Genomic DNA, 9387 nt, shown 5'->3' with positions numbered 1-9387 from the left:
CCTCGTTCGGGTGAGCAAGTCCCGCCTCTGACCGCGCAGATCGCGCGGGCGAGCAACCCGGATGGTACGGCGGCGATGTGGGTGAGAGACCGCCTGGACGGGCTGTGGCGTGACGAGGACTTCGCCGACTGGTATCCGCGTGACGGGCGTCCGGGCCTCTCGCCCGCCCAGCTGGCCACCGTTTGTGTGCTGCAGTTCGTGCTTGGCCTGTCGGACCGGCAGGCCGCCGAGGCGGTGCGCTACCGCATCGACTTCAAGTACGCCATGGCCATAGAGCTGGACGATCCCGGCTTCCACCACAGCGTGCTGGCCGACTTCCGCGACCGTCTCACCGAAGGCGACCGCGCCGACCGCCTCCTCGACCTCGCCCTGGCCCGCCTGAAGGAGGCCGGTCTGGTGCGCGAGCGCACCACCCAGCGCACCGACTCCACCCATGTCCTGGCCCCGGTCCGCGACCTGACCCGGCTGGAGATGGTCACCGAGGCGGTACGTGCCGCGCTGGAGGAAGTCGCTGGCACCGCCCCGCACCTGCTGGACGAACTGGTCGACGAGGAATGGGGTAGCCGTTATGGCCGTCCGGTCCGCCTGGGCAAGAACCCCACCAAGCCCAAGACCAGGATCCTCGCCACCGGCAACGACGCCATCCGGCTCCTGGAACACCTCTACCGGCACGGAGTAGACAGCGTGTCCGGCCCTCGCGTCCAGGCCCTGCGTCAGATCGTGGTGCAGAACTACCACCGCGACTCCGCAGGACACCTGCGCTGGCGCACCGCCGAGACGGAAGACGGCCCCGGGCTGCCGCCCTCGTCCAGGGCGATCGTCTCCCCGTATGACACCTCGGCCCGCTATGCCCGCCACGGGCACATCATCAGCTGGAAGGGGTTCTCCGCCCATCTGACCGAGACGTGTGCTCCCGACGGCCCCAACGTGATCACGGACGTGGCCACCACCGCATCCACCACCCACGACAGCAAGGTCCTGCCCGGCATCCACACACGCCTGCACCGCCGCGGCCTGCTGCCCACCGAGCACCTGGTCGACAGCGGCTACACCTCCCTGCCCCACCTGGAACAAGCCGCACGTGATCACCAGGTCACCGTCTCCGGGGCAATCCCACCCGGCAACACCGCCGAGGCGAGGGCTTCGCCCGGGACGACTTCCACATCGACTACGACCGCCGGCAGGTCACCTGCCCCCAGGGGCAGGTCAGCCGGGGCTGGCACGGCCCCTACCCGACCTCCTCGCCCACCGCGGCTCCGCTGATCGTGGCACGGTTCACCAAAAGCCAGTGCCACCCCTGCCCGGCCCGCACCCAGTGCACCACCTCCCGCGAAAGCACCCGCACAGTCGGCTTTCCTCCGCGAGAACTCCGCGACCTGCAACTCCGCATCCGTGCCGAGCAACAGACACCCGAGTGGAAAACCCGCTACGCGGTCCGCTCCGGAGTGGAGGGCACGGTCAACGAGTTCGCCCACGGCCACGGCATGCGCCGCTGCCGCTACCGAGGGCAGGGCAAGGTCCACCTCCAGCACGTCCTGATCGCCATCGCCATCAACATCGAGCGCCTCAGCGGCCTCCCACCGACCGAGGAAGCACCCCGGTCACGCCGACCGACCGCTTTCCAGACCTACCTCGATCAGCACGAGATCCTCCGGCCGAAGTCCTGGCGCACCCTGGGCACCTGACCTCGGCAACTCCAAGATCCCCGACAGAGTCAAGCTAAGGGCTTGCCGATCACCAAGGTGTTGCTTTCGGGGGTGGGGCCTCGTTGATGTCGTATGCGCATCCCGGACGAGACTCGTGACCAACTTGCTGTGAAGTTCGCGGTGTTGTTCACGCATCTGGACGAGCGGCAGCGGCGGTTGCTGGCGGCCGCGGAGGCCCGGAGCCTGGGGCATGGCGGCATCCGGGCCGTGGCCCGGGCGGCCGGGACGAGCGAGACAACGATCCGCAGGGGTATGCCCGACCTGGAGACAGGCGAGCCCCTGGTGGAGCGGGTGCGGCGGCCGGGCGGTGGACGCAAGCGCGCCGCGGACCTCGATCCCGGACTGCGGTCTGCGCTGCTGGCGCTGGTCGAGCCGGACGAGCGCGGAGATCCGATGTCGCCGTTGCGGTGGACGACCAGGTCGACCCGCACGCTGGCGGCCGAACTGAACCGCCAGGGGCACCGGGTCGGTGCCGACACCGTCGCGGCCTGCTGCGCCAGGAGGGCTTCCGGCTGCAGGCCAACGCCAAGACGCTCGAGGGCAGTCAGCATGCCGACCGGGATGCCCAGTTCCGGTATCTCAACGAACAAGCATGCGATCACCGGGACGCCGGACAGCCGGTGATCAGCGTGGACACCAAGAAGAAGGAGCTGGTCGGCGACTTCCACAATCCGGGCCGTTCCTGGCGGCCGACGGGCGATCCGGTGCCGGTGCGCGTGAATGACTTCGCCGACCCGCAGCTGGGCAAGGCCATCCCTTACGGCATCTACGACCTGGCGGCCGACACCGGCTGGATCAACGTCGGCACCGACCATGACACCGCCGCGTTCGCGGTGGAGTCGATCCGCCGCTAGTGGTGCGACCAGGGCCGGGCCGCCTATCCGCGCTTCCGGTGCTTTCCGGCGTGGTACGGCCGGTCGGCGGCGATGCGGTCGTTGGGCAGCAGTGTGCCGTCGAGGATCACGAACGCTTTGCGCGCCGCTGTCCGGGTGGCAGCGGCAAGGTCCGGGGCGAGCGCCGCGAGGATCTCAACGGCCTCCGCCATATAGCGGTACACCGTGGCAACACCGACGCCGAAACCTGCCGCGAGCTGAGGATATGTGTGTCCACAGCGCAGATGGGCCAGCACGAGCAGGGCTTGGCGATCCGCCGGAAGCCTCCGCCACCGCGTGCCGCGTTCGCAGCACCGGGCGCTCAGCAGACCGGACAGGAACCGCAGAGTAGAACTGGACAGATCGAGTCCCGATGGGTAGACAAGCACACGAAGCTCCGGGCGGACAGGTTGCTCTTGGTCGACAACCCATCTACCAGGAGCTTCACCTCTTCCCACCTCCGGCCCCCACGCCAACTCAACCTGACATCAGCCAGGTTGGAAACAGCTCCATGTACCGCTTGCTCGTAATGCTCTCCTTACTCACTACTTGGACTGCTTCTCGTGGGGGAACTTCGGTGCGGACACCTCCGAGTGCGAGGTCAATCGGACAAGGTGGCCGGCGACCACATACCGAACCACTGCTCGGCGCCCCACTCCTCGAACCGCTCGACCTCGGTGAACCCCAGCTTCGCTGCGAGGCGCATCGAGCGGACGTTGGCCGTCTGGGTGGCGAGTACCACTGGTTCGCCGGGAAGCGCGCTGGCGAACCAGTCGAGTGCTGCTGCGCACGCCTCGGCGGCATACCCGTGCCCCCACGCCTGTGGCAGGAACAAGTAGCCGAGCTCGGTCCTCCCGGCAGCCTGACGAATGTGCCCCGTGTCTCTGTAGAGCGTGATCTGGCCGATCATCGCTCCGTCGAGATCAACTACGAAATGGCCGGGGCGCCGGCTGGGCGCCCCCGGCATCTCGCGTTCGAGCTCATCACGCGGTTTAGGGCCACCAAGGTAGGTGCCTACCTCTGGAGAGGCCAGCAGCTCGATGGCTGCCGCACGGTCCCGGTCCTCGGGCTCACGGAGCACGAGCCTCTCGGTCCTGATCGGGGCAGGGGGCCATGTGGTGGATCCGAGCTCAGTCATACCAACCAGCTAATCAGTAGGCTTGGTAACGATCAAGGCTCGCGGACCGATCAACCCACCTGTCCGGGTCCCGTCCCTCTTCCCTCACGGTCTCGAAGCGGCTGGTTGGTGGACCCCGGCCCCAGGACAGGAGCCAAAGGCGGCCAAGTGGTCAACCAAGGAACCGTAGATAATATTCTGACTGGACCGGGCCCTACCATGGCACGGCTCACGTCCCCAATCGACAGACTGACTGGGACCTGCAAGAGGAGGCGACGATTCAGTGAACAAGCCGGTGGCCCTCAGTGAAGTCCAACTCGCTGAAGCACTATCCGCGCTGAACGGTTGGACGCTACGGCGGAATGAACTCATCCTTGAACATGAGACGGCAGACTTCCCCGCCGCCATCCGCCTCGTCAACAGCGTTGCGGTGCTGGCCGAGGAGGCTGATCATCACCCCGACATCGATATACGATGGCGCAGTGTGACCTTTGCTCTGTGCACGCATTCCGCTGGATCACGGATCACGGAACTCGATACCTCTATGGCAACGAAGATCAATTCTTTGATCTCTCCGGAGGACGGTGCCGACGTGGTCACGTCGAAGAAACGCAGGGTCAATGAGCGCGAGTAGAGTGGACCTCAACGGGACCTAGCCTAAAGGCAATACCGGTGACTTTGAGTGGTGTTGGTCGTTGGTTGGGGTGTGCCAAGGCCTGGGCAGGTGAAGTCGTCAGGTGACCGGTTGTCGGACCGGATTGCTCTGGGTGTGCTGACGCGGGTGTTTCCGCCTGAGCTGGTGGATGAGGTGGTGGAGGAGTGCGGGCGGGTCGAACAGCGCTCGCGGCTGCTGCCGGCGCGGGTGGTGGTGTATTTCGTGCTCGCGATGTGCTTGTTCTCGGGGCAGGGCTATGAGTGAGGTGGCCCCTGGAGTGTGGACACTCTGACAATGGATCTTGATGGTCCGAGGAAGGGTGTCCTGGTGGGACGTAGGTCTCCGTATCCGGAGGAGTTCAGGAACGACGCGGTGGCGTTGTATCGCGCGGCCGCGGGTCGGCGCACGTATGCGGCGGTGGCGGCGGATGTCGGGGTGACCGGCGAGACGCTGCGGTCCTGGGTGCGCCAGGCCGACGAGCAGGCGGGCCGGGCCCGCGGCACCGACGGCCCGGTGGAGGGCAGGGACGAGGAACTGACCCGGCTTCGGGCCGAGCTCGGCAGGCTGCGCAAAGTCGAGGCCGAGTGGCAGTTGGAGCGGGAGATCCTGCGGCGGGCGGCCCAGTATTTCGCCCGGGAGATGAAGGCATGACCGGCCGCTGGGACTTCATCTCCCTCCACCGCGCCGACTTCGGCGTGCAGCGGATATGCCGTGTCCTCGGGGTCTCGCGCTCGGGCTACTACCGGTGGACGGCTGGCGCGGTCGCCCGCGCCGAGCGCCGGGCTGCCGACGACGCGCTGGTCGCGGAGATCCGCCAGATCCACGACGACCACCGCGGCACCTACGGAGTGCGGCGCGTGCACGCCGGGTTGCGGGGCTTCGGGCACACGGTCAACCGCAAGCGGATCGAGCGGCTGATGCGCCGCGAGGGGATCGAGGGCCGACACCTGCGCCGGCGCAAACGCACCACGATCCCCGACCGGCTCGCGCCGCCCGCCCCGGACCTGGTCCGACGCGACTTCGCCGCCGACCGCCTGGACGAGAAGTGGTGCGGCGACATCACATACGTGCAGGTCGGCGGCACGTGGCTGTATCTGGCCTGCGTCTTGGACATCTGCTCGCGCCGGGTGCTCGGCTGGTCGATGGCCACGCACATGCGCACCGAGCTGGTCGTCGACGCGCTCACGATGGCGGTGGCGACCCGCGGCGGCCACGTGGACGGAGTGATCTTCCACGCGGACAGGGGCTCGCAATACACCTCGGCGGCGTTCGCCCAGGTCAGCGCCCATTTCGGCATCCGCAGGAGCATGGGCCGTGTCGGGTCGAGCTACGACAACGCCCTCGCCGAGAGCTTCTGGCAGGGGCTGAAGAGAGAAGCGATGCAGACGGTGTTCACGACGGTACGACAGGCCAGGCTGGAGATCTTCCAATGGCTCACCTACTACAACGCTCGCAGGCGGCACAGCTCACTCGGCTACCTCTCACCTGTCGAGTTCGAACAGCAGCACCGGGCAGAGCATAGACTCACGCTCGCGGCATGAACCCCCGTGTCCACACTCCAGGGGACGCCTCATCGGGCGCTTGACCCCTCAGGGTTCGACGCAGCTGCAGCCACCGAGTAGTTGGTGGGCAAGGCGTTCGCTGGCAGAGACCGGGGGGAGCCTAGGGGCCGAAGGCGGCTGCGTCGACTGATCGTACTCGTGGGCGGCGGGTGTTACGTCGGGTGGTTCCTGGTGCGTCTGGTGATTCGTCATGGTGACCTCTCATCTCGTGGCGTTCGATGGGGGCGGTCTCAACTGGTGCAGCTGTCCCCGAGGACGCTGTAGGTCTGAGCGGTGATCTGCAGGATGTGCAACGATGTTGCGTCATTCTCGAGGAGTTCCGAGTTCTCGCCAAGGCCGGGGTTGCCGAGAATCTCCCGCCAGATTTCGGTCAGGGCCGTCATTAAAGCAGATCCCCTTGATGCTGCAGATTCACATCGGGAGCTCCTCGCGATCTATGCATGCTTTCCGGTACGGCAGCCTGTAAGTTAAGGCGTGACGGTAAGCTACCGACCTGGAGAGCTGGCCTCTACTGACACCCATCAGGGCTGACCACCCAGGACACTGTGATCGACAATGTGAGAAGGCATGTCGATGACCCCCGACATGTCTCGGATCATGCGTGTCATCGAGGAGCGGAGTTCCCTGACGGGTTCATTGAGCAGGACGACGCTGATGACCAGCTCCAAGACGAGACAGTCGTATTCTGTGGACGGGGATATGTAACGCTCGGACTCACTCTCGATCACGCCACCGGAGATTTTCCAGTCACCGGTCTCAGTCGGCAGGAACGCCGCTTCGTAGATTCCGTACCCGGTCAGTCGACGATACAGGTAGAGGGTGTTGTCGTGGCAGCGAGAAATCCATCGCGTTCCCCTGCCCTGGTGGGACCCGCCTGCTCTGATGCGCTCCCAATCACTCTCGGACCAGAGCCGCTGCGGCAGTGACGGCATGACGCGGGGCGTCAATATAGGATATGTGCCGTCGGAGGACGTTGACTGGGGTGTGTATTCGTTGAAAACCATGCGATCACCCTGTGATTTCATCGAGAAGTTCAATGGCCGCCATACTTGACATCCACTCCCTCAGAGCGCACGGTGCGGTGCGTGATGGCCAGTCCCTTATCTCCGAACCAGTAAGATACCGATCGAGCCATCGAGCTGTACTGGCATCCGTCAGGGGGTACGGTGGGCCTTGGGACAAGGCCCGTGGGCTTCAATAGTTCTTGCCTAGGGCGACGAGGAACTCGGGAGCACCCTCGATCGGCGACCGGCCTTGGCCCATGATGATGTTGTCGGTGAGCAGCAGGTCTCCGCGGCGCCACGGGAGCTCGATCCTCACCGAGTCGTAGGCATGATCTATGGCCGCCACATCCTCCTCCGACAGAGGCGATCCGTCACCGAAGAAGGAGTTCATCGGAAGGTGCTTCCCGAATGCCTTGGTCATGAACGCACGCTCGGTTCTGTCCAGGCTGCCGGCGTTGAGGAAGGAGAGTTGGTTGAACCAGCACTCCTCCCCGGTCTCCGGATGGTCGATGAAGCCGGGCAGGTGTCGCACTGTGTGCAACGTGCCGTTGGGGAGCCATCCGGATTCGACCCTCTCGGCCTCGAACAGCTCCTCGAGCTCTGCCCGGTCAGTCACGGAGAAGGCCTCCGGCCACGTGATGCCGAAGCCACCGTGGAAAGCCCGTGTCATGATCCAACCATCCTCTCGTACGCGCTCGGCGAGGTGCGCGGGCAGGTGACCGGCTACCCGACGTGCATCGCTGAGATAGGCCCGCCCGTCACCGTCCGGCGGGGTGATGCACGCGGTGAGGACCACCGAGGGGAACGTCCTGCTGAAGGAGCCCTCCTGGACCGGGCAGATGTGCCGGTTCTGCGGCCAGCTGATCGGCGAGAGGATGCCGTTCCCGAAGTCGCTCCTGCGGTTGAACACCTCGGTGGGTGTGAAGCTGCCGATACCCAGCGAATCTCGCGCCTCGGCCAGACTGTCCGGCTTATCCATGGGCAAGCCATGGATAAGAACTGCTCCGTGGACTAGCAGCTGTTCACGAATGGTCGCCCTCATGTCTCGCAGCGACGTGAGGGGTGAGCTGACCGGGGCCTCGAAGGAAGGAACGGGCAGCCCATCCATCCACGTGGGAACGATCTCGCTCACTTGACTCCTCATATTGACTCGGATAGTGCGGAACTCGGTGGGCATCGTCGTCAATCGGTTCGGGACACCTGTAGTTCCGGCTCGACTATGCGTTGGTCTGGCGATGCCACGCTGTCCTGTTCCACCGTCAGCTGCCTGCCGAGCCGCATACCGAGCAACGCCGAGCCGAGGCAGCCCACGCACAGCAGCCCGATCCAGGTGGCCGCCAAGCCGGCCGAGATCAGACCGGTCGACAGCGCCGGGGACACCATGAGCGCCAGCGAGAACGCCGCGGTGGACATCGCGTTGGCCCGGCCGCGGACCCGCTTGTCTGCGAGGCTGTTCACCAACGGTACGAGTGTTGGCGCGAGGACCGTTTCGCCGAGCCCGAACAGGCCGGCGAACGTGAGGACCAGTGCGGTCCGTGCCCAGCTCTGGTCAGGCAAGGCCGACAGCCCAAAGAGCAGCCAAGACGCACTCCAGATCACGCCGATCAGCGCGAGCGCCCTGCTGCGCCGCAGCGACCGCACCAGCCGTAGCATGAACAGCTGCGCGACGACGATGACGACCGTGTTCACCGCCAGAGCCAGCGCGATGACACGCACCGGCACCTGGGAGACCACCGAGGCGTAGGCGGGCAGGCCTGAGTCGAACGCGGAGTAGCCGGTGAAGGCGAGCACCAGCGACACGACCATTACGGTGCGCAGGCTGCGCGGCGCGAGCACGTCACGGTATCCGACCTTCTCCTGCCGCTGCTCGTCGTGCGGCGGCCGCACATTCGGCACCAAGAGCACTAGGGCGCAGAACACCAGACCCAGCACCGCGTTACCCGCGAACATGACCTGGAACGACGCGACCTCATGCACGTTCGCCACCGCTGCGCCGACCATGGCGCCGGCTCCGAGTGCAGCGTTCACGAAGCAGAAGTTCAGCGCCATCGCCCGCTGCTCCTGTTCCGGGTCGCTGCTGAGCCCGGCCAACAGGGTGTTGAACGCAGGGAACGTCGGCGCGAGCGCTGCTCCCTGCAGGAGCAGTACGGGCAGCGCCGTCAGGGCGCTGTGCGCCCACACCAGCCCAACCGCGGCCAACGCCTGCCCGGCGATGGCCGCGATGAGCACCGGCCGTGCCCCTACCCGGTCCAGCAGGACCCCGGCAAGCGGTACCGTGACGAGGCCCATGACAGCGGCGGCGGTGAACAGAGTGCCGGTGATCGCCAGTGGGATCCCGCGCACCTGGTTCAGATAGATCAAGGTCAGCGGCACCACAAGCCCGTTGCCGATGGCCGATATCCCCTGTCCCGCGATCAGTAGACGCATAACGCCCGAAATGCGTTTCGAACTCATTGTCACAGTGTGGAGGC

General features: G+C 65.9%; 9 protein-coding genes and 3 pseudogenes. 6 read left to right on the top strand and 6 right to left on the bottom strand.

Going from position 1 to position 9387, the window contains the following annotated elements; translation table 11 throughout:
* Positions 1-186: 186 nt before the first annotated feature.
* The 3 genes and pseudogenes from B7767_RS48145 to B7767_RS19900 form a co-directional block, all read left to right on the top strand.
* On the top strand, positions 187-1263 hold the full coding sequence (locus tag B7767_RS48145; protein ID WP_256923497.1) for a transposase: 1077 nt from the start codon (positions 187-189) through the stop codon (positions 1261-1263).
* Positions 1164-1685 carry a transposase gene (locus B7767_RS48140; protein WP_256923507.1) on the top strand — a complete coding sequence of 174 codons (522 nt, stop codon included), beginning with the start codon at positions 1164-1166 and terminating at the stop codon, positions 1683-1685. Before B7767_RS48145 ends, B7767_RS48140 begins: the two co-directional genes overlap by 100 nt.
* A 93-nt stretch (positions 1686-1778) precedes the next feature.
* Positions 1779-2557: pseudogene (locus tag B7767_RS19900) on the top strand (ISAzo13 family transposase); the annotation flags it as partial.
* A 29-nt stretch (positions 2558-2586) separates the two neighbouring features.
* On the opposite strand, the pseudogene B7767_RS19895 reads toward B7767_RS19900, so the two are convergent.
* Positions 2587-2967: pseudogene (locus B7767_RS19895) on the bottom strand (transposase family protein); the annotation flags it as partial.
* A gap of 212 nt (positions 2968-3179) precedes the next feature.
* Complete coding sequence (locus B7767_RS19890; protein WP_085573366.1) at positions 3180-3716, bottom strand: GNAT family N-acetyltransferase; 537 nt, start codon at positions 3714-3716, stop codon at positions 3180-3182.
* Positions 3717-3978: 262 nt separating this feature from the next.
* Between B7767_RS19890 and B7767_RS19885 the strand changes: the two genes are divergently transcribed.
* The 3 genes and pseudogenes from B7767_RS19885 to B7767_RS19875 all read left to right on the top strand — a co-directional run bounded on the left by B7767_RS19885 (position 3979) and on the right by B7767_RS19875 (position 5891).
* Complete coding sequence (locus tag B7767_RS19885; RefSeq protein WP_256923496.1) at positions 3979-4329, top strand: 4a-hydroxytetrahydrobiopterin dehydratase; 351 nt, start codon at positions 3979-3981, stop codon at positions 4327-4329.
* A gap of 72 nt (positions 4330-4401) precedes the next feature.
* Positions 4402-4611 (top strand): annotated as a pseudogene (locus B7767_RS19880) (transposase domain-containing protein); the annotation flags it as partial.
* 66 nt (positions 4612-4677) lie between these two features.
* A protein-coding gene (locus B7767_RS19875) for an IS3 family transposase (RefSeq protein ID WP_107486198.1) occupies positions 4678-5891 on the top strand; the annotation gives its coding sequence in 2 pieces (ribosomal slippage) (positions 4678-4933 and positions 4933-5891; 1215 coding nt in all).
* 251 nt (positions 5892-6142) lie between these two features.
* Here B7767_RS19875 and B7767_RS46450 read toward each other — a convergent pair.
* The 4 genes from B7767_RS46450 to B7767_RS19860 form a co-directional block, all read right to left on the bottom strand.
* Entirely contained in the window at positions 6143-6295 is a 153-nt protein-coding gene (locus B7767_RS46450) for a hypothetical protein (RefSeq protein ID WP_179167211.1), read from the bottom strand.
* 138 nt (positions 6296-6433) lie between these two features.
* Positions 6434-6916 carry a hypothetical protein gene (locus B7767_RS19870; protein WP_085573365.1) on the bottom strand — a complete coding sequence of 161 codons (483 nt, stop codon included), beginning with the start codon at positions 6914-6916 and terminating at the stop codon, positions 6434-6436.
* A 190-nt stretch (positions 6917-7106) separates the two neighbouring features.
* Positions 7107-8048 carry a TauD/TfdA family dioxygenase gene (locus B7767_RS19865; protein ID WP_085573364.1) on the bottom strand — a complete coding sequence of 314 codons (942 nt, stop codon included), beginning with the start codon at positions 8046-8048 and terminating at the stop codon, positions 7107-7109.
* 50 nt (positions 8049-8098) lie between these two features.
* Positions 8099-9370, bottom strand: coding sequence for an MFS transporter (locus B7767_RS19860; protein WP_179167210.1), 1272 nt, complete (start codon positions 9368-9370; stop codon positions 8099-8101).
* Positions 9371-9387: the final 17 nt, after the last annotated feature.

It is taken from the genome of Streptomyces sp. 13-12-16 (assembly GCF_002114215.1).
In the GTDB taxonomy this organism is placed as follows: domain Bacteria; phylum Actinomycetota; class Actinomycetes; order Streptomycetales; family Streptomycetaceae; genus Streptomyces.
Note: the sequence above shows the minus strand (reverse complement) of the source record. Positions and strands in the feature narration are given on the sequence as shown.

Bases quoted from the DNA above. Each gene is read 5' to 3' on its own strand.
- B7767_RS19890 (WP_085573366.1), bottom strand. From the start codon at position 3,716: ATGACTGAGCTCGGATCCACCACATGGCCCCCTGCCCCGATCAGGACC.
- B7767_RS46450 (WP_179167211.1), bottom strand. From the start codon at position 6,295: ATGACGGCCCTGACCGAAATCTGGCGGGAGATTCTCGGCAACCCCGGC.
- B7767_RS19870 (WP_085573365.1), bottom strand. From the start codon at position 6,916: ATGGTTTTCAACGAATACACACCCCAGTCAACGTCCTCCGACGGCACA.
- B7767_RS19860 (WP_179167210.1), bottom strand. From the start codon at position 9,370: ATGAGTTCGAAACGCATTTCGGGCGTTATGCGTCTACTGATCGCGGGA.